Source organism: Paenibacillus sp. FSL R10-2199 (assembly GCF_038000235.1).
Taxonomy (GTDB): Bacteria; Bacillota; Bacilli; order Paenibacillales; family Paenibacillaceae; genus Paenibacillus_AQ; species Paenibacillus_AQ phytohabitans.
The window spans coordinates 2709505-2731036 of sequence record NZ_JBBOBO010000001.1; the positions used below are offsets into that span (position 1 = coordinate 2709505).

A 21532-nucleotide genomic window follows, 5' to 3' on the forward strand; every position below is an offset into this window, starting at 1 on the left:
GTATGCCGAAATGATGAAGCTGAGTTCAATCAAGAAACCATTCTCCATAGTAATGGCTGCCATCCTGATCATTTCTCTTACAAGCGGTATCTTTAATTTCAGACCCGGGACAGCCAAGGCTGCATCGGTAGAAAAGACAAGATTTCTGCAATTATATGCCCAGCTGAAAGACCCGGCGAGCGGCTATTTCTCGGCGGAAGGCATTCCTTATCACGCGGTGGAGACCCTGCTTAGCGAGGCGCCCAACTACGGGCATATGACCACCTCCGAGGCCTACAGCTACTGGATGTGGCTTGAAGTGCTGTATGGCTATAATACCGGAGACTGGAGCAAGCTCGAAGCCGCCTGGGACAATATGGAGAAATACATCATCCCGGTTAATGAAGGCGACGGCGTGCAGGAGCAGCCAACGATGAGCAATTACAACCCGAATAGTCCGGCAACCTACGCCTCGGAGCTTGCCCAGCCGGACCTGTATCCAAGTGCGCTGAACGGCAAATATACGCCGGGCAAGGACCCGCTGGATGGAGAGCTGAAGTCGACCTACGGCAACAACCAAACCTATCTGATGCACTGGCTGGTGGATGTGGACAACTGGTACGGCTTCGGCAATCTGCTGAATCCTGCGCATACCGCTGCCTATGTGAATACCTTCCAGCGCGGAGTGCAGGAATCCGTCTGGGAAGCGGTGGCGCATCCTTCACAGGATGACAAATCGTTCGGCAAGACGAATGAAGGCTTCATGAGCCTGTTCACCAAGGAAAATAGCGTACCTTCCGCACAATGGCGTTATACGAATGCTACAGACGCGGATGCGCGCGCTGTGCAAGCGATGTACTGGGCCAAGGACCTTGGATACACCAATACGGTCTATCTGAACAAAGCCAAGAAAATGGGCGACTTCCTGCGTTACGGCATGTACGATAAGTACTTCCAGAAAGTCGGCAGCGCTGCTGACGGCACACCTGAAGCGGGAACCGGCAAGGATTCCAGCCAGTATCTGCTGGCCTGGTATACTGCCTGGGGCGGGGGCCTTGGAACAACCGGCAACTGGGCCTGGAGAATTGGCGCGAGCCATGCGCACCAGGGTTATCAGAATGTGGTTGCAGCCTATGCACTGTCCACTGCAGACGGCGGCCTGATTCCGGCTTCGGCAACGGCCGGAGAGGATTGGGGCAAATCGCTGACCCGCCAGCTGGAATTCTACAACTGGCTGCAATCCTCTGAAGGAGCTATTGCAGGCGGTGCCACGAACAGCTACGGCGGCTCATACAGTGCTTATCCCGCCGGTACAAGCACCTTCTACGGCATGGCCTACGACGAGGCCCCAGTCTACCATGACCCGCCATCCAACAATTGGTTCGGGATGCAGGCCTGGAGTGTGGAACGGGTAGCCGAGCTGTATTACATTCTGGCTTCCAGCGGGGATACCACCTCGGCCAATTTCAAAATGGCCAAACGGGTGATTGAGAACTGGATTGACTGGTCTACAGATTATGCCTTTGCGGGCAGCCGTCCGGTAACGGATGCCGCCGGCTATTATCTGGACCTGCAGGGAAACCGGATTCTGGGCGGAGATGATCCGCAGATTGCCACCGTGTCCGCACCCGGAGAGTTCTGGATTCCGGGCAATGTGGAGTGGCAGGGCCAGCCGGATACATGGGGCGGCTTCAACTCTTTTAGCGGCAACAGCGGCCTCAAGGCAGTGACCAAAGATCCCGGACAGGATACCGGCGTGCTGGGCAGCTATATTAAAGCGCTTACGTTCTTTGCCGCAGGAAGCAAAGCGGAACACGGCAGTTATACTGCGCTCGGCGGAACCGCTTCACAATTGGCCAAGTCCCTGCTGGATACAGCCTGGGGCTACAATGATGGACTGGGAATTACGACGCTTGAGAAGCGTGCGGATTATTTCCGGTTCTTCACCAAAGAGGTATATTTCCCTGCGGGCTGGACGGGTACCTTCGGCCAAGGAAACACTATACCGGGCAGCGCGACAGTACCTTCTGATCCGGCCAAGGGCGGAAACGGAGTCTATGCGAGCTATACCGATGTGCTTCCCGATATCAAAAATGATCCCAAGTGGAGTTATCTGGAAGGCAAGTACAACAGCTCGTACAACAAAACAACCAAGACATGGGACAATGGCGCACCTGAGTTCACCTATCACCGCTTCTGGTCACAGGTGGACATCGCTACAGCCTATGCGGAATACGACCGGCTAATCAATAACGGCAGCGGTCCAATACCGACAGCTACACCGACCACAACGCCAACGGCCACGCCGACGGTCACTCCAACAGCTACACCAACGGCCACACCGACAGTAGCGCCAACGGCCACACCGACAGTAGCGCCAACGGCCACACCAACGGCCACACCAACAGCTACGCCGACGCCAACGGCTACACCAACGGTCACGCCAACGGCTACGCCTGCTGCGGCGAACCTGGTGGTTCAATACCGTACAACGGATACGAACGCCACAGATTCGCAGTTCCGTCCGCAGCTGCGGATTGTCAACAACGGGACGACAGCGGTAGATCTCAGTAAGGTCAAGCTCCGTTACTATTACACGATTGACGGAGAGAAACCTCAGCAGTTCAATGTCGATTATGCAACACTCGGCGGCAGCAATGTGCTGGGCAGCTTCGTGAAGCTTGATCCTGCGGTTGCAGGAGCGGATTATTATGTGGAGATTTCCTTCAGCGCCGGTGCCGGCAGTCTGGCACCCGGGGCGAACACCGGGGAAATTCAGCTGCGCATCAACAAAACCGATTGGAGCAATTACAATAAGGCCGATGATTATTCCTATGATTCAACCAAAACGGCTTATACAGACTGGAACCGGGTACCACTGTACTTGAATGGTGTACGGGTATGGGGGGTTCAGCCGTAATAAAGCGGACATTCTGTTGCCGGGAATCCGGCCGGAGTCTGCTGGTCTGAGCATTATCCCGTACAATAACGAATAAAAGAACCTTCAGCTCCACGATCCGGTGGTGTTGAAGGTTCTTTTGTATGCATTAGGGGCTCGTCTCAGGCAGGTGATGCAGTTACACCTGCGGCAGGGGCACAACCTTCTCGGCAGTCTCAATGGTTCCGCCGCCGAGACATGTTTCACCAAGGTAGAACACCACAGCCTGTCCCGGCGTGATCGCCTTCTGCTGAACATCAAAAGCAACATGCACGGTTCCATCTGCCTGCTTCGTCAGCGTAACGCCCTGATCCGGCTGGCGGTAACGGAACTTGGCGGTACACTTCAGCGGCGTATCGCCCAGTGTAGCTGCATCGATCCAGTTCACGCCTGAAGCCGTGAGGCTGGTGGAGTACAGGCTGACATGCTTCTCGCCCTGTACAACATACAGGGTATTGCTTGCCAGATCCTTCTCGGCCACGAACCACGGTTCACCTGTGCCGGAGCCGCCGATGCCAAGACCCTGGCGCTGGCCCAGCGTGTAATACATGAGGCCGTCGTGACGGCCTTTGACTTCACCGGTGGCGGTATCGACCATATTGCCCGACTGCGCCGGCAGGTATTGGCTCAGGAATTCACGGAAATTACGTTCTCCGATGAAGCAGACGCCGGTGCTGTCTTTTTTCTTGGCGGTGTAGAGTCCGGCTTCCTCGGCAATTCTCCGCACCTCCGGCTTCGGCAGATGCCCGATCGGGAACATGGCCTTGGAGAGCTGATACTGGTTCAGTGCGTTGAGGAAATAAGTCTGGTCTTTGTTGTTGTCCACGCCGCGCAGCAGCTTGAACATGCCGTCCTCTTCTATGACCCGGGCGTAATGTCCGGTAGCCACGTAATCTGCGCCAAGCTGCAGCGCTTTGTTCAGGAATTCTCCGAACTTGATCTCGCGGTTGCACATCACATCCGGATTCGGTGTCCGGCCGGCCTTATATTCTTCGAGGAAATAGGAAAAGACTTTATCAAAGTATTCCTTCTCGAAATTAACGGTATAGTAAGGAATATCGATCTGCTCGCACACGCGGCGCACATCCTCGGCATCGGTCTCCGCCGTACATACGCCGAACTCGTCGGTATCATCCCAATTCTTCATGAAGATGCCGATGACGTCATAACCCTGCTGCTTCAGCAGAAGCGCTGTAACAGAGGAATCGACCCCACCCGACATACCGACGACGACACGGATATCCTGGTTAGCTTTTGTCATCGTGATCACCATTTTCTATGCACAAAATACCGGCGTTCTGACTGAACACCCGGCTCATTGTGTATTATAACATACCTGTCTACCCCAAACAGGACAAGGCTGGTATAAATTCCTGCGAAAAAGAGTCCAAAATTGACAATTTGTCCACCACTGGTGAACAAAATCGCGAATTATTCCCGTTGGGTGTTCCAAATGTGTCCAAAGATATGATAACATAAGCTGAGAGCAAACATCGGAATACGTTGATATGACATATCTCATGTCTAACCAGCGAAACAGGAACCACAGAACCAGCAACTAAACCGAAAGAGGTGCCCCTTTGAAAATATCAACCAAAGGACGTTACGGATTAACCATTATGATGGAGCTTGCCCTGAGATTTGGTGAAGGGCCAACATCACTTAAGAGCATTGCCGAGAAAAACGGACTTTCCGAGCATTATCTGGAGCAACTGATCGCCCCGCTGCGTAATGCCGGACTTGTAAAAAGTATCCGCGGCGCATACGGCGGGTATATTCTGTCCCGCGAGACCAGCACCATTACTGCCGGAGATATCATCCGCGTACTGGAAGGCCCGATTTCTCCTGTGGACTTCACAGAAGAGGATGACCCGGCCAAGCGCGACCTCTGGCTGCGTATCCGCGACAGCATTGCCGATGTGCTGGACTCCACCACATTATCCGATCTGATCAACTTCAAGGAAGAGAGCCACGCGGATAATTATATGTTCTATATCTAAGGTAATTAGGACACAAAGCCCCTTCGAGTCGTCCGCGACTTTGAAGGGGCTTTGTTGTGTTGCTGGATATACATCTCTTTAGAGATAAATGTTGTACGTTTTGCAACTTTGATTCATAGATAGCGAGGTATTTGGGAGGATTGTTGTATGAAATACAAGAATAATCCTGCTAAGCCGCTTGGGTGAGGTGAAATCCTGCATTTTATACAACAATGTTGGATTTGGGCCGATAGGATGAGGGGAAATGTTGTATTATGTGCAGGATTCTATAAAACCCCCCCTGATCTCTGCCACAGATATCGCTGGATCAAGGAATTCTTGCGTCAACATCAGCCGCCTCGCAGTCCGGATGCTTTTATCCCGATTTTCCAATAAATTCCGTAGCATCTTTACGCATAACGCCGCAAACAAAAAAAGGAGACTTTATAAGCCTGCCTTTTGGATGAGCCTAAGGTTCACATTATTCCTCATAAGATTTATCCCCACTGTTATCTCTCCCTTAACCCATCCCTACCATATCCGGTTCTAATAATTATCTGCAATGCATAAGCTACTCTTACCAAACAAGAACACCTGTTCTATTTTACCATTGCTTAAAAAACTTAATCCTGGTTATAATACAAACAAATGTTCTTATTATACCGGAGGCGATCAGTCATGAAAATGAGTATCGGCCAAACGATTGAAATGATATACCTGGACAAAGCGGGCAAGATTACGCAGCGGAAAATTGAAGTGCATGGAATTCGTGACGGCCGCATACGGGCTACCTGTCTGAGCACCGGCCTGCCCCGTGTTTTCCTGACGGACAGCATCTTGTCCTGGCACCCGGTACAGAGGCAGAAATATGCCTAAAGACCGGATCATTCTGCTCTCGGATTGCCAATCCTTCTATGCAAGTGTCGAAAAGGCTGCGCATCCCGAGTATAAAGATATGCCTGTCGCAGTCGGCGATCCTACGCGGATGAACGGTATTGTCCTGGCTGCCTGCCCCATCGCCAAATCTCATGGTGTAACCACCGCATCACGCGTGGGTGAAGCCATGACCAAATGCCGGAATCTCGTAGTGATCCGCCCGCGGATGAGTACGTATATCAAGGTCTCGCTGATGATTTCAGAAATCTATAAGGGGTATACCGACCAGGTTGAGGCCTTCAGCATCGATGAGCAGTTTTTGGATGTGACCGGTTCTTTGAGTGTTTTTGGAGGAGATCTGCCGGATATGATTCGTTCCATCCAGCATCATGTCCTGTTATCTACGGGGGTGTGGACCCGGGTGGGGGTCGGACCGACCAAAATTCTGGCCAAGATGGCCAACAACTTTGCCAAGAAGAAGGAAGGAGGGATCTTCAGGCTCGATTACGACAATATAGACACAGAGCTCTGGCCGCTGCCGGTGCATGAAATGTTCATGGTGGCTGGACGGATGACCAAGAATTTTTACCGTATGGGGATTACCACGATTGGAGATATTGCCCGGATGGAGCTGGGGGAATTCAAGCGGAGAATGCGCACAACCATGGGCAAGCAGAGCGATATCCAGGCGGAATATTATTGGCAGACGGCACGCGGGATCGATCCCAGCCCGGTCGTTACCGGGATTCGGCACCAGATCAAGTCGGTCGGGCACGGGAAGGCGCTGCGCTGGAATCTCTATACCCGGCTGCCGGAAATTGAGGTTGTTCTGCTGGAGCTGGTGATCGAGGTGTGCCAGCGGGCGCGGAAATACCGGTATATGGGGTCGGTGGTGTCTATCGTGGTGGCAGAGACGGACGGTAACAAATCTAACTCCTACAGCAGACAAGTGACACTGCCGGAGCCGTCGTCTTTAACGCATGAGGTGGCAGCGGCGGCCTACCGCTTATTTGTGGATCATTGGACGGGGATGCCGCTAAGCCGTCTGGCGATCTCTATCTCCCAGCTGACCGATGACAGTGTCATGCAGCTCACCTTATTCGATGACCGCCTCCGCACATTGAGCAGAGAACGGGCAGTGGATCAGATCAAAACCAGATACGGCAGCCGGGCGCTTATCCGCGCATCCTCTTTGCTGGAATCCGGGGTTGCACTGGAACGGGCGCAGCAGATTGGGGGTCATTATAAATGAGCAAATTAAACGGAAATGAGCGGTGGAAAACTAAGATGTTGATGAGTGAGCATGTGGATCAGTTTGAGGAGAAGCAAGAGGATACGGTTAGAAAAATGATCACTGTCGAGGAGCGGACGATGGTGCGTGACCTCATTTTGCTCCCTTACATAGATACTATGGTCAGCCGGAGCCTGAAGGAGATCGAGCTGTCCAGCAGTATTCTTAAGCGCGCCTTTGTGATTGCCGGTCAAGCGATACAGCGCCGGATCATGCAGGATACCTACCAGCTGCAAAAAGAGCTGAAGCAGCGCAATATCAAAGTGCTGCCCGATGAGCAGGAGGAGTTCCTGGTGTATCACAAAATCTTGTGCCGGGGGTATCAGGAACGGTTCGGACTTACGCGTGATGTGATGCGCACGGAAATAAGCTTAAGGCTGACCAAATATACAGCGGAGCTCGGGGCAGCACTGAAGGATCATCAGAAATTATAACACCAGCTTAGCCGGTGCTGTGGTGCTCCAACGTTTTTAGGTCCCAAGGAGTCAGAACAGTCTTTTTGCCACTTCATTGCACGTTGAAACTCTTGTATACTGAAGCCCTGCCTCCTTCGAGTATAGTAATCTCATGTTATATTACAGGTCTCTAAGGAGGCCTTTTTTTCTTGCCCATTAATTTTGTCGTCAGACCCTTTGAAGGCATCGTGGGCAATCTGGAGCGCGCTTCCGTGAGAACAGTATTGGTTGTCACACTATTTTCGTCAAGCTCGCACTGATAGTAATCTTGAATGTGACTTGGTCACTGATCAACTGACTCTTCGGCTGGCATTTGAAGCATTGTTATTAGAGACAAGAGGGAAAGAGGCCTAGGAGATGGCAGCATTTTTTTGACGCGGGCGATTTCAGGAGCTATTCTATTGCTATTCTTCCTAAAAGTTGAGTTTTTGGCGGTGAGGGAGCCGGCCTGTTCATCGAGAACGGTGAAGCGGTCTTTACAAATCTTGAGATCAGAGGAAATGCCGAGGCGTCACTTTAAACTAATAATTCAAAAGAACCTCCGGTTGCCACGTTGTGATGGCAGACGGAGGTTTTTTTGAAAACCAAAAATATTGAACACAGGATAAAGAACTTGGAATATAAAGCGCTTTCTTAATGTTATATACTCAAGGCACGTTAAAAGAAAGGGGTTGCAAACATTGTCGAATTTGTTTTACAGGCCGGCAGGAGCCTGGGTGGGAGACCTCATTCCCTACTATAAAGACGGTACATTCCGTTTGTTCTATCTTCATGACTGGAGGGAGAATAAGAGTATTCACGGGGAGGGAACTTCCTGGTTTGAGCTCCGCACAAGCGATTTTGTACACTATGAAGAAATGGGCGAAATGCTGAAGCATGGAAGTGTGAGCGAGCAGGATCTCAACTGTTACACCGGCTCGATCATCGAAGCCCATGGAGAATATCATCTGTTCTACACCGGCCTCAATCCGGATCCGGAATTCGTGGAGAACGGAGTGCCGCTCCAATGCGTCATGCACGCGGTGAGCACGGATATGGAGCAGTGGCGGAAAATCCCCGAGGATACCTTCTATTCCGACGGAATTCAATATGAAAGGCATGACTGGCGCGATCCCTTTGTATTCTGGAACGAAGAGGCGGGAGAGTACTGGATGCTTCTCGCCGCAAGGAACAAAGAAGGGCCTTCCCGGCGCCGGGGAAGTATCGGACTCTGTGCTTCCAAGGATCTGAGGCAATGGGAAATCCGCGAACCGTTCTGGAATCCGAAAATGTACGTGACCCACGAATGCCCGGACTTATTTCAAATCGGGGAATGGTGGTATCTGGTTTACTCCACGTTCTCGGAGCGGTTTGTCACCCATTACCGCATGAGTAAATCTTTAAGCGGTCCTTGGACGGCACCGAGAAACGATGCGTTTGACGCCAGGGCGTTCTATGCCGCCAAAACATGGAGTGACGGAAACAAGCGATATGCTTTTGGCTGGGACCCCAGCAAGGAAAACGAGGATGACTACGGTGATTGGCAATGGGCGGGGAATCTGGTCGTGCATGAACTCGTTCAGGAACAGGATGGAACATTAACGGTTCGTATCCCGGAGACAGTCTCCCGTCATTTTGCCAATGAACAGGCTGCCGTGTGGGGTTCCCGGCTTGGGGATTGGAAGGAGTCAGAGGGAGGCATAGCGGCGGTGGCTGACGAGACCTTCTCTTGCATATCTGCGGGTTCCATGCCGGAAATCTGCAAAATTTCGGCCCGGTTATCCTTCTCCGAAGGAACCAGAAGCTGCGGTATTATGCTTCGTGTTAGCGAGGACAACGACGATGCCTATTATATTCGCCTGGAACCCATTCATAACCGCCTGGTGTTCGACATGTGGCCCCGCCGGATAGAGGGTGAGATGCAGTGGCATATCAAAGGAGACCACCCGCATGCGGTAGAGCTGGAAGTACCCATAGAGTTGCATGCCGATACGGATTATAATATCGAGATCGTTGTGGAGAATTCGGTTTGCGTCGTATACTTGGCCGACCAGGTCGCCATGACTACACGTTTGTATAATTTAAAAACCGGCAACTGGGGCTGTTTTGTTCAGGAAGGCCGGGCGAATTTCGAACAGGCATCCATTTCGGTTCCCAACTAACAGGAGGTCTTATAAATGAAACGTTATGTCAAATGGCTGACTCTCTCGTTATCACTGGTTGTCCTGGCGGCGATGGTGAGCGCATGCGGAGGCAAAAATACTAATAACGGCGCTTCAGAAACCGGATCGGCAAATCCGCAGAAGGTGGACAAGAAAACATACAAGTGGTTCGTGGCCCGCGGCGTAGACAGCCCTCCGGCTGTTACTGTAAAGGAGATTGCAGATGAGTTCTCAAGGACGCATCCGGAATTCGAGCTGGTTCTGGAGGGCACGGGTGATCGCCCGTCCTATCTGCAGAAGCTGCGGACATTGATTGCGAGCAATGAGATGCCCGCCATGTTTGATACAGATCCGGATGCCTATGCTTCCAAGCTCGTGGAGCAAGGCAAACTGGTCGATATGAAAAAACTGCTGGAGGAGCTTGGGAAATATGAAGATTTCCGTCCGGTGGCCCTGCAATATCAGCAGTTCGCAGACGGCAGCATGTATACTTTCCCGCTGGAATATGGAATCGAGGTATTCTGGTACAACATCAAGATGTTCAAGGATCTTGGCCTGGAGCCGCCGAAGACGTTCGATGAGTTCATGGAGGTTGCCGAGAAGCTGAAGCAAAGCGGGGTTACACCGATTGCCGTCGACGGCAAGGATAAATGGCCGGTTCTCCGGTACCTGGCGTACAAACCGTTCCGCATGACAGGCAATGATTTTATCGAAAATGTAAAGCAAGGCAAAGCATCCTTCAAGGACCCGGCCGGCATGGAAGGGATTAAGTTCGTTCACGATCTGGGCACCAAAGGGTACTTTCAGCAAGGATTCACTGCAACGGATTACACCGCAGCGCGCGACTTGTACCTGAGCGGCAAAGCCGGCATGTATTACATGGGTTCGTGGGAGACCATGAACTTCGTAAATGATAAAGTAAGCGCAGAAATGAAGGATAATATCGGGTTTTTCCGGCTTCCCATGATGGAAGGCGCCACAACGGCTGACAATGATTATTTTATCAACTCGGGTATCGGCGTTGCCTTCAACCAGGAGACCTTCGATGATACGATGAAGGAATTCGTCAAATTCCTTCTGGAGCAATACCCGAAGGCCTATACGGAAAAAGGCCAATTCTCGCCTTTCAATTATTCACTTGATCAAGAACAGGGGATGCCGGAGCTCTTCTATAAAATTCAGGACGAAATCGCGAAATCCGGCAACGTCTTTGCGGTCCCGTGGGATACGCGCCTTGATCCGGCCACGAATGAGCTGCTGGGCAACGAATTGAATGCCCTGGCTCTGGGAGCCCATACTCCGGAAGAATTTGCCGAACTAATGGATCAGGCGATTAAAGAAAACGCGCCGAAATACTTCAAATAGCGATTCTAAACATGGCGGCCAGCCGCAAGCCGGTTGGCTGCTGTAAGTACAATAAAACTAAAATTAGGGAATGAGCAAGCATATGGATAAAGTCCTGCGCAACCGCAAAGCCGCTCTCGTCTTTCTGCTGCCTGCATTATTGGTGTATTTGCTCACCGTGCTGGCGCCTATCCTTTGGTCGATGTATTTCAGTTTCTTCTCCTGGGACGGAGTTTCAGATATGCTCTATATCGGCTTTGACAATTACACGAAGATGTTCGGCGGCGACAAAACATTCTGGAAGGCGTTCAGCAACAATCTGATCTATGTTTCCATTATTGTAGCCATGCAGGTATTTCTTGGTTTGTTGGTTGCCATCCTGCTGACCAGCATCACCAAAGGGAGAGAATTGTTCAAAACATTATATTTTGCCCCTGCCATCATCACATCAGTAGCGATAGCACAGTTGTTCCAAAATGTGTACTCGTTTGAGCCGGTCGGAATCCTGAACTTTTGTCTGCAGCAGATAGGTCTTGGAGACTGGAGCAAACCTTGGCTGTCCGACCTTAATTGGGCTCTGGGTGCGGTATCGGTACCCGAAGGCTGGCGTTATATCGGTCTTTATATGATTATCCTGTATAGTGCATTAATTTCCATTCCTTCCGATATCGAGGAGGCTGCCAGAATTGACGGAGCTTCTTCCTGGAATCTGTTTCGTTCGATCAAAATGCCGCTGATTAAGCCGGTTCTGATGGTCTCAATCATTATGGCGACTACGGGGGCGCTTAAAGGGTTCGACATCCCGTATATCATGACGAACGGGGGACCTGGCCGCGTAACAGAATTATTGCCAACCTATATGTATAAAACCGCATTCTCCAGTCTGGACTTCGGCTATGGCAGCGCGATGGCTGTATTTATCGTCATTGAAAGCCTCATTGCAGTTGCCTTTATCAGACGGATGATGGACAGTAAGGAGACCTGATGATGAAAATTTCTGGCTATTCCAAGGCGGTTCTTCTAGTTGTTTCCTTTGCTCTGCTTGTCATTCAAGTGTATCCGCTGGTCTGGGTGTTCATCTCCAGTTTTAAAGGGCCTAACGATTTTTCAGGGGATAATCCGCTCAGCCTGCCAAGCCAATACACTTTCGATAATTATTTCAATGTGTGGAGCAAAGGGAACCTGGGGACTTATTTTTCCAATAGTTTCATAGTCGCCGTGACGACCATCGTGCTTGTGATCTTATTCAGTGCCATGGCCGCTTTCGTGATCGAGAAGATGTCTTTTAAATGGAGCCAAAGTGTGTTGTTCTTATTTCTGTGCGGCATTATGATCCCGATTCAGGTCGTGCTCATCCCGCTGTTCATACTTTATAACAAAATAGGAATTATCAATACGCTCGCTTCTCTTATTTTGCCCCAAGTGGGTTTTGCCCTGCCGATCTCGATTTATCTGTTCGTGAGCTTCTATAAATACATTTCGAATGAGATCATGGAGGCCGCTGTAATGGATGGCTGCGGTGTGTACCAGGTGTTCTGGCGGATGATTTTCCCTCTATCCCGGAATACGATCGTCACAGTTGTCGTTATGAATCTGATATTTGTCTGGAATGAATTTATTTTTGCCAATACGTTTATTCATGATCTGAAATCACGGACCATTCCAGTTGGCTTAATGGATTATATTGGACAGTACGGTTTGACGGATTGGGGAGCGACCTTTGCTGCAATCAGCATCACGACCATTCCGACGATGGTGGTCTATTTCATTTTCAACAAGAGCGTTATTTCCGGCATGACCGCAGGAGCAACGAAAGGTTGATCTCCCGCATCCCTTTGTCAGAAGGTATACTGAAAGTACCAGGCTGCAACTTTGCTGGGTCAGGGGGATCTCATGAAAATACACCGGCTGTTCCTGTCAATCAGCATCCGCAGCAAAATCATTATACTGTCCATCGCCTGTTCCTTGCTGCCGCTTGTCCTGATTGCTTCCTTAACCTTCGTCTATTTAAGCAAAGTGATCGAAAACAAGATGTCCGATACCACCTCCAACTTGCTGGGCTCCATCAATTGGAATATCCAGACGTTCGTGAATGATGTGGAAGCGATCTCGAAGCTGATGTTGTCCTCCCGTGACGTTCAGAATTTCCTTTCCTATACTAAAAATGATTTCAAGGAGATCTATGACCTTCAAAATGCGACCCGCAATCTGATCGTCAATATTACCAACAACAAATCCTATATACGTTACGTTTACGTGGGCAGCGGGCAAAGGGAACTGATTACCACGAACCAATGGGACAGGTTAACGTACGACAATATCTACCAGGCGGTCTCACGGACGAAATGGTATCAACAGGTGGGAGGTATGGGCGGGCGGGGCTTGTGGCTGAACAGCGATGAAGTCCGGCTTGTCAAGGACAGTCCGAACCTGCTGCTGTACGGTAAACAGTTAAACAACCTGGAGACGCTCGAACCGATCGGCATGTTAATTATTTCAATCGACAGGCGGGTCTTCGATGAAATGTTCCGGAATATTTCCAATGCGGAAAACGGGAATTTGATGATCCTGGAGCAAAATAAAGTCATTTATTATAATTCCCGCACTGCCGACTTGAAACAGCTTCCTCCCAAAGAAATGAATCTGCTCTATGGCTTGCCTGAACGGGGTACCCGCATCGAAACGATGGGCGGAGAACGGTATGTTATCACCTTCGATACCAATCCGGTAACCCAGTGGAAAGTGGTCAGCATGATCCCTTATTCTAACATCAATTCGGAGATTGTCTGGATACGTAATGTTACGCTCACACTGACAATGGTGGCTTTCCTGTTGGCTGCCTATGGTTCGTATTTAATCTCGAAGCGTATCACGAAGCAATTGACGTTACTCTCCTCCGTCGCCAGAAAAGCGGCCAAACGGGAGATGATCGAAGGAATCCTCTTTCAGGAGGAAGATGAAATTGGGAAAATAGGCAATCAGTTCTTGAGGACCTTCCGCACCAACTCTGAATTATCGGACAAATTAATAGAAGCCAGGCTGAAGGAGCGGGAAGCAGAGCTGCACGCGCTGCAAAGTCAAATCAACCCTCACTTCCTATACAATACGCTGAATTCCATCTATCTAATGGCCGAACGAATCGGTGCCAAAAACATTTCGAAAATGGTCATGTCGCTGTCTAACATGTTTAAGTTAAGCTTGAATAATGGAGATTACATTACCACTGTCCGCAATGAGATCGACCAGGTGAAAAATTATTTGGAGATTCAAAATATCCGCTATAACGGAAAATTCGAGGTGGCCATTGAGCTCGAACCGGAAATTGAGCATATCCGTATGCTTAAGCTCCTGATACAGCCGCTGGTGGAGAATGCGATTTTTCATGGAATCGAGCTGAAGGAGAGCCAAGGGAATATTTACATTCGGGGACGTATCGAAGGAGAGACGCTTGTATTCGAAGTCGAGGATGACGGCGTAGGCTTTGATCCTGCGGTTACGCAGCCTAAGGGATATGCATTAAGGAATATCCAGGAGAGGATTCAATTGCATTATGGCCAGAACCACGGGCTGCGCATAGACAGCATTCCAGCCATCGGAACCAAAGTTACCCTAAGGATCGGAATAATGGATTAAGACCGGCTATGAAGGTGGGATTACATCATGTATAAACTGTTTATAGCGGATGATGAACAGCTGGTGGTGGAGACATTGTCGGCTGTGATCGACTGGAACTCGTATGGCATAGTGATCGTGGGGACGGCAACTAACGGCAAACAAGCCCTGGAACGGATTCTTCAGTCCGATCCGGACATTGTGCTGACAGATATTCGGATGCCCGGCCTGAATGGGCTGGAGCTGATCCGTGCCTTGAAGGAGAAAGGCCGTAAGGCGGAATGTATCATCATTAGCGGGTATTCCGAGTTTGAATACGCCAAAGAAGCCATTGAGCTGGAGGCGGTGGATTATCTGATCAAGCCGGCAGAGCTTGAGGAAGTAGCCAAGACTGTCTCGAGGGCGCTCAAGCGTCTGGAGCGTAAAGCGGATACAACGGGGAATCACCCTGAGCTTCGGAATGCAACAGCCTTGGACCGGGCGGCGTTTACAGATCTAATCGTCCATGCCAAACGCCCATCGTTTGATCAGACGCCCTACGAACGATATAACCAGTTTGCGGTCCTAGTGATTGGAAGCACGGAGACGCTGTGGCTCGAACGAATGAAGAACAATGGCGCTACAGATGCTCTCCTTAGCTTTTTGACGAATCACGGAATCGTTGTGGACCTACTCTACGAGCAACAGAAAGTCATCTTATTATGCATGGCGGCCATGGAGGACAACGAGCCATTAACAGAAATTTTGCTGTCTGCAGCCGAAGCCTTCTCGAATGACAGCTCAGCGGACGATATTTCATTGTCGTTTGGATTGGGTCCGGTTGTAGCTGGAATTATAGATGCAAATCTCTCTTTTGCGGCAGCCGACAAGGCATGTGAAATGGGGGTGTTCTTTGGGGTTCCGGTTATGGAGGGGAGCCGCTTAGAGGAGATTACCCGCGTATCCGGGCAGTGGCTGACCCGTTGGTCTGACAACACCCAATCCTTCGTCCGTTACGAACAGAAAGAGTTCGAGGAGATGCTTGAACGTTGGACGGAATGGGGGACGGGACGGCTGATGGCTCCTGTTCTGCTGAAGAAGGCAGGCATAGAGTGGGTGAACCGGATGCTCGATCTGATCGAACAGGACTATGGAATCAAGATTGAGAAAGTGATCGGCGCCCGCATGCAGCTGATTGACAGGATACTGGAAACGCCGGATTGGTCGTCTTTGCAGCAACAGTTGCAGGATTTAGCGAAGAGTGTGCAATTTTATTTGAGTGTAACCAAGACTACCATGAAGGAAAAGGTGGTTCAAGAAATCAAAGCGTATCTTGAATCCCATTACCATGAAAATATTGGGCTGGATCAATTGGCAGAACGATTCGGCCTCAATTCTTCCTATGTAAGCAACTTATATTCCAAGTCGACCGGACAGACCATTCTGGAATATGTTACATTGCTGCGCATTCAGACAGCGAAAAAGATGCTAAGAGAAAGCAGCTTCAAAATCTTCAAAATATCCCAAAATGTCGGATATGATAACCAGCGGTATTTCTGCCAGGTGTTCAAGAAGGTTGTGGGCGTAAGTCCCGGCCAGTATAGAGAAGAACATATGATGAAAAGTGAAGAGTCGTGTTGTAAGCGGATATAAGCTATTTATTCCAACCCTGATTGTTAGTTGTCATAGCAAACCTTCATTGTTAAACGGTAAAACTCAGCAAAGCAGCGATTCTCCTGGTATTAGAGGATCGCTGCTTTGCGTTTTTATAACTATTGTCCATTTCCCGTTTAAACAGCGATTGGAACAACGGTCCGTTCGCGCAGTTTTGAAAAAAGATAAGGGTCTGCCTCTGTTCGTAGATATTGCCTTGCCTCTAATCATTTGTCACCCGATCGTATCCGGTATAATTGCTTTTGATAGAAATACCGAACATTTTGAAAGTTTAGTGCAGAGAATAATGAATTTTATCATCGGGCATGTTTGATAATATTTAGTTGTAAGCGCAGACAGTAGATGAAAGGGGAGGGCATTATTGAACAGTAAGAGTAAAGTGGTACTAAGCGCGATGTTGGCATGCGGACTGCTCGCCGGATGTGGAAGCAAAGGGGATAACGCGCAGCCGGAGGCGGGAAGTTCGTCGGCACCCAAAGAAGAGAAGGTGTCGCTCACGTTCTGGAGAAACTCGGGCAATGACGCCGAGAATTCAGCCTATGACAAGCTGGTGGCCTCGTTTAATGAAGCGCATCCTAATATCAAGGTTGAGATGAGTCCGATTCCGTATGCCGATTACGATACCAAGCTGAGAACATCCATTGCTTCGGGCAGTCCCCCTGATATTATGGCCGTCGACGGCCCGAATATGGCTTCTTACGCCCATGCGGGTGCCTTACAGCCGCTGACCGCCTATTTCAAGAAGGACGGTAACCTGGAGGATATTCCGGAATCGACCATTGCCACGTATACCTATAATAATGAAATTTACATGGCTCCGCTCACCGAATCCTCCATTGCTCTTTTCTATAATAAAAAAATGTTTGAAGCGAAGGGAATCCCTCTTCCCTCCAAGAACCCGGAAGAGCCTTGGACTTGGGATCAGGTGCTGGATGCAGCTAAAAAGCTTAACGACCCGGCCAAAGGCGTGTACGGTATTGATCCGGCGCAAGGCTTCGGTAATGCAGGAACAACAGCATACTTTAAATATCCGATTATTTGGCAGTTTGGCGGCGAGATCATGAGCCCGGATGGAACAACCTCCAAAGGCTACCTGGATAAGCCAGAGACCAAAAAGGCGTTGCAATTCTTCTCCGACCTGTATAATAAAGATAAAGTGTCCTCCCTGGAATACCCGCCAGATCCGTTCCCGAACAACCAGCTGGCGATGACGGTTGACGGCTCCTGGTCACTGGGCAATTATGCCGACAAGTTCCCTAATTTCAAATTAGGCGAAGATTATGATATCGCACCACTTCCGAAGGAAACCCAGCAGGCTGTCGCGAACGGAAGCTGGTCGCTGGCCATTTCCGCGAAGAGTAAAAATGCCGAAGCTGCCTGGCAGTTTGTAAACTGGGTGACTGGTACTGAAGGGGCTAAGACCTATTGCTCTATCACAAAAGATATTCCGGCCCGCTATTCAGTAGCCAACGAGTTCCCTGAGCTAGGTCAATATCCGAAGAATATCTTTGTCGTACAGAATCAGAAATTCGGCAGACCGCGTCCGATTACACCGATCTTCCCGCAAATGTCCGAAGCGGTAAACAAGATGATTGAGGAAGTGACCATCGCCGGACGCAACACGGATGCAGCCATTGCCGACGCCATCAAAAAGATTGACAAGGCATATGCAGATCTGCCGCAAAAATAATAAAATTTCCAAACATTGCAGAAACGGCAGCCGCCCTTTATCAAAAGGGCGGTAAAGCTGTTTCTTCTTTCAGCTTAAAGAAGCTTTAGATTTAGCTCCACGTTGTGGGGTTATTTTGAATTTTTGGACCATAATGATAGCAAGGGGCGCGGTTGTCATGTTCTACTCGTTACGCAGCAGATTGATGTTGGCTTTTTCGATTCTGCTGATCCTTCCGATTACGGCGGTTGTCTTTATCCTCAGCAAGGAATCGTCGGAGCAGATCCGAAAATCTACCCAGACTTCCACGCTGCAAACCATAGACCAATTTGCCTCCCATGTCAGCACACTGCTGACGCAGATTGAGGATATGGGCAACCAGGTGCTGAGCAGCGACATCACACAGGAATGGATAACCGCCGACCTGAACGATGAGAGCACGAAGGGTGAAAAGTATCTGGCCAAGCAAAAGATGCGGGAGCTGTTATCCTCTTATGCGATCAATAATTCGAATGTGATTTCCATTTCCACCTTTGCGGAGGGAAAGGGCGGGTTATGGACACAGGACCTGAGCTACTTGAAGAGCAGCTGGTACAGCCAGTATAAGGAGCAGGACGTACGCTGGACGCAGGCTCATAAGGACAGGGATCAGGCCGACGACAACATACGTTCGCGCGATGTCAATAGCCTTGTGCTCCCTTTGGTGCAGCTCCAGTCCCTTAAGGATGTCGGAGTGATCAAAATCAATTATCCTACGGTGCTGCTGCGCCAGGATTTGGATAAAATCAGCTTCGGCAAAAGCGGCAAAGCCTTCCTGCTGACGGCTGAAGGCCTCAGTGTACTCAATCAGGATCTGACAGGATCTGAGGGCCTGCTTAGAGACGGGCTTGCTACTGTGCAGAAACATAGTGGAGGACAGACCAGCGGTATGTTTCCGCTTCGCCAAGGGGGGACCGACTATCTGTTCTTTTACCGCAGGCTGCCTGCGCAGAACTGGCTGATCGTCGGCGAGGTGCCGGAGGCGGAGCTGTATGCCACCATCACAATGCTCAAAGAAACGCTGCTCGTTGCCAGCTTTGTTCTGCTGATCCTTGTCATTATTGTCGCGCTGTGGCTCTCCACCGGCATAACGAAGCCATTAAGTGCCATGGCCCGGGCCATGCGGCATGTCAAAAACGGGCAGTTCGAGCTGGCGATTAAGGACATGCCAAAGGTTAGATCACGGCAGAGCGAAGTGGACTATGTGGCCGGTGTATTTGAGCAGATGACCCATCAGCTGAAGTATCTGATTGAGACGGAATTCGAGACCAATCTGCGCCGGAAAAATGCCGAATACAAAGCGCTCCTGCTGCAAATCAATCCACATTTTTACAACAATACACTGGAGATCATCAGCGGTCTGGCGGCGATGAAACGGGAGGATCTGGTCATGGACGCCACGGAAGCACTGGGTAAAATGATGCGTTATTCGCTGAGTCTCGATACGGATCTGGTACAAGTCAGCGAGGAACTTGGCTATATCCGTGACTACCTGTTCCTCCTAAAGCTGCGGCATGAGGATCATCTGATGGTGACGGTCCGGCAGGATTCCGCCGCGGATCAGCTGCTCATCGCCAAGTTTATTCTGCAGCCGCTGGTAGAGAATGCGGTGAAGTACAGCCTGGAAAAAGGGGGGGTCGCCGAGGTGGCGATCACCTCCAGTGTGTGTGGAGAGCGCCTGCACTTGCAGATCCAGGATAACGGTCCAGGAATGACACCGGAACTGATCGCCAGCATTCTTGCCGATACGGAGCTTAGGAACAGTGTGGGAATCTTAAATCATAAAGGGGACAGCATCGGACTACGCAATGTGCTCTCCCGCTGCCGCCTGTATTACGGCGAGCAGTTTGAAGCCGTGCTTGATTCGAAGCTATATACAGGAACAACCATTACACTGAAGCTGCCGATGATAGAGAGGTGATAATCATGTATGAGATTATGCTGGTGGATGACGAGAAGGGGGTCCGCAACAGTATCAAAGCCAAAATCGATTGGGAAGCCGCCGGCTTCCGGGTGGTCTCGGAGGCCTCAAGCGGCAATGAAGCGCTGCAGCTGCTGGAGCAGGGACCGCTGCCGCAGCTGGTCATCTCCGATATCCGTATGCCGCAGATGGACGGCATTGAATTTATCCGCATCTGCAAAAAGAAGTATCCGCTGCTGAGGACGGTTGTGCTGTCGGGATACTCTGACTTTGATTATCTGAAATCGGCCATACAGCTTGGAGTGAAGGATTATTTGCTGAAGCCGGTAGCCCGCGCAGAACTGAATGAGCTGCTTGGCAAGCTGGGTGAAGAAATTAGACAGGAGCAAAAAAACCTGCAGGCCTCACGGCAGGATCTGCTGCAGAAAAATGAGCAGCTGCGGCTGCTGCAGGAGAATTTTTTGCTGCAAATGGTCAAGGACGAGTGGTACAGCTTGGCGGCTATCAGGGAACGGCTGCAGCAGCTCCAGCTGACCCCGCTGACGGCGGATGATCTGAAGCTGCAGTTTGTTGCTGTGGAGATGAGAGTGCCGGCGGGGCGGATGGCGGACCGGCAGGAGCGCCGGGATCTGCTCAATTTGGCTTTTCAGATGTTATGCCGGGAGACGGCTGCTAAGCGGAAAGGAATCTATCCGTTCAGCGATGTCGCCAATTCAGCGATGATGTATTTTCTGGTTATTATGAAGCCGGGGCCGGAGCATGCCGATCGAACGGACAGGTTCGTAGAAGAACTGAAACGAAACATCGCCAGTTACCTGAAGCTGGAATGTGTGACGGGGATTGGCGAGGAAGTGAACGGACTCAAGCGGCTGAAGAACGGTTATGCTTCATGCATGCTGTCCTGGAGCCAAAGCACCGTGTATAAAGATGGAAAGGGCGAACGGAGCCGGGTGATGGAGCTTACGCAGGCTTTTACCCCGGAGGTGGAGCGGAAGCTGGTGCAGGCGATTGAAAATTTGGACATGAGCACCTTCCGCCAGCAGCTTGACACCATTTTCAGTAGCGAAAGAGATACGCCGATGTTTGCTTTTACCTTTCTGGCCCTGCGGATGCTGCTGATGTTCAGCTCCATCGCCAAGAAGTTCGAGCTCGGCGGCTCCGCCCTGCAGAAGTATTTGTGGAACTGTCAGATGACCATTGCCGATTACCAGTCGCGTGAAGGCGTGCGGGGACAGATCGATGAGCTGGCGCAGCTGGTTATGGACGAAGTGAGGAAGCTCCGCTTCTCCAGCGGACAGCATATGGTCGAAGCGGTCAGAAAATACGTGGAGGAGAATTTCTCCTACGAGTTGACGCTTTCTTCCCTCGCCGAAATGTTTCATCTGAATGAGACCTATTTATCCGGGCTGTTCAAGCAGCATGTGGGCATTACGTTCAGCGACTATGTCACCAGGCTGAGAATGACCAAGGCGGAGCAGCTTTTGCAAGAGAACGAACTGAAGCTGACCGATATCGCCATGCTTGTCGGCTATTCCAGTTCCAGCTATTTCAGCACCTCTTTCAAAAAAAACAGCGGCAAAAGCCCCAAAGAATACCGTGAATGGTATTTGAAGAATCACCCCTGAAAACATCACA

Annotated in this window: 15 protein-coding genes; 14 read left to right on the forward strand and 1 reads right to left on the reverse strand. The window is 50.4% G+C overall.

All coding sequences use genetic code 11. The features are described 5' to 3' along the window. Positions 1 to 13: 13 nt before the first annotated feature. Positions 14 to 2899, forward strand: coding sequence for a glycoside hydrolase family 48 protein (locus NYE33_RS11865; protein ID WP_341068643.1), 2886 nt, complete (start codon positions 14 to 16; stop codon positions 2897 to 2899). A gap of 157 nt (positions 2900 to 3056) precedes the next feature. Here the strand turns inward: NYE33_RS11865 and mnmA are convergent, their stop codons facing one another. Continuing rightward, positions 3057 to 4178, reverse strand: a complete 1122-nt coding sequence (gene mnmA, locus NYE33_RS11870; RefSeq protein ID WP_341065909.1) for a tRNA 2-thiouridine(34) synthase MnmA — start codon at positions 4176 to 4178, stop codon at positions 3057 to 3059. A gap of 319 nt (positions 4179 to 4497) precedes the next feature. Between mnmA and cymR the strand changes: the two genes are divergently transcribed. From cymR to NYE33_RS11935, 13 genes are all read left to right on the forward strand, one after another. Continuing rightward, the gene (gene cymR, locus NYE33_RS11875) at positions 4498 to 4917 is read left to right on the forward strand and encodes a cysteine metabolism transcriptional regulator CymR (protein ID WP_039294546.1); all 420 of its coding nucleotides are present in this window, start codon (positions 4498 to 4500) and stop codon (positions 4915 to 4917) included. 657 nt (positions 4918 to 5574) lie between these two features. Further along, on the forward strand, positions 5575 to 5772 hold the full coding sequence (locus tag NYE33_RS11880; RefSeq protein ID WP_081970197.1) for a hypothetical protein: 198 nt from the start codon (positions 5575 to 5577) through the stop codon (positions 5770 to 5772). Beyond that, positions 5765 to 7024 (forward strand): DNA polymerase IV, encoded by a 1260-nt coding sequence (locus tag NYE33_RS11885; RefSeq protein WP_042139526.1) that lies wholly within the window; start codon positions 5765 to 5767, stop codon positions 7022 to 7024. Before NYE33_RS11880 ends, NYE33_RS11885 begins: the two co-directional genes overlap by 8 nt. Beyond that, positions 7021 to 7497 carry a hypothetical protein gene (locus tag NYE33_RS11890; RefSeq protein ID WP_042139525.1) on the forward strand — a complete coding sequence of 159 codons (477 nt, stop codon included), beginning with the start codon at positions 7021 to 7023 and terminating at the stop codon, positions 7495 to 7497. Before NYE33_RS11885 ends, NYE33_RS11890 begins: the two co-directional genes overlap by 4 nt. Positions 7498 to 8198: 701 nt before the next feature. After that, a complete protein-coding gene (locus NYE33_RS11895) occupies positions 8199 to 9659 on the forward strand; it encodes a glycoside hydrolase domain-containing protein (RefSeq protein WP_042139514.1) in 1461 nt (486 codons plus the stop codon). A 15-nt stretch (positions 9660 to 9674) separates the two neighbouring features. Then, positions 9675 to 11024, forward strand: coding sequence for an ABC transporter substrate-binding protein (locus tag NYE33_RS11900; RefSeq protein ID WP_042139513.1), 1350 nt, complete (start codon positions 9675 to 9677; stop codon positions 11022 to 11024). Positions 11025 to 11094: 70 nt separating this feature from the next. Next, the gene (locus tag NYE33_RS11905; protein WP_083705588.1) at positions 11095 to 11988 is read left to right on the forward strand and encodes a carbohydrate ABC transporter permease; all 894 of its coding nucleotides are present in this window, start codon (positions 11095 to 11097) and stop codon (positions 11986 to 11988) included. Further along, positions 11988 to 12824, forward strand: a complete 837-nt coding sequence (locus NYE33_RS11910) for a carbohydrate ABC transporter permease (RefSeq protein ID WP_081970193.1) — start codon at positions 11988 to 11990, stop codon at positions 12822 to 12824. Before NYE33_RS11905 ends, NYE33_RS11910 begins: the two co-directional genes overlap by 1 nt. Before the next feature lie 72 nt (positions 12825 to 12896). Beyond that, positions 12897 to 14636, forward strand: a complete 1740-nt coding sequence (locus NYE33_RS11915; protein WP_042139510.1) for a cache domain-containing sensor histidine kinase — start codon at positions 12897 to 12899, stop codon at positions 14634 to 14636. Between the two features lie 27 nt (positions 14637 to 14663). Beyond that, positions 14664 to 16247, forward strand: a complete 1584-nt coding sequence (locus NYE33_RS11920) for a response regulator (protein ID WP_341065910.1) — start codon at positions 14664 to 14666, stop codon at positions 16245 to 16247. A 382-nt stretch (positions 16248 to 16629) separates the two neighbouring features. Further along, the gene (locus NYE33_RS11925) at positions 16630 to 17958 is read left to right on the forward strand and encodes an ABC transporter substrate-binding protein (protein ID WP_042139508.1); all 1329 of its coding nucleotides are present in this window, start codon (positions 16630 to 16632) and stop codon (positions 17956 to 17958) included. A 157-nt stretch (positions 17959 to 18115) separates the two neighbouring features. Further along, positions 18116 to 19897, forward strand: coding sequence for a cache domain-containing sensor histidine kinase (locus tag NYE33_RS11930; protein ID WP_340943087.1), 1782 nt, complete (start codon positions 18116 to 18118; stop codon positions 19895 to 19897). 5 nt (positions 19898 to 19902) lie between these two features. Beyond that, complete coding sequence (locus NYE33_RS11935) at positions 19903 to 21522, forward strand: response regulator transcription factor (protein ID WP_042139507.1); 1620 nt, start codon at positions 19903 to 19905, stop codon at positions 21520 to 21522. The last annotated feature ends 10 nt before the right edge of the window (positions 21523 to 21532 follow it).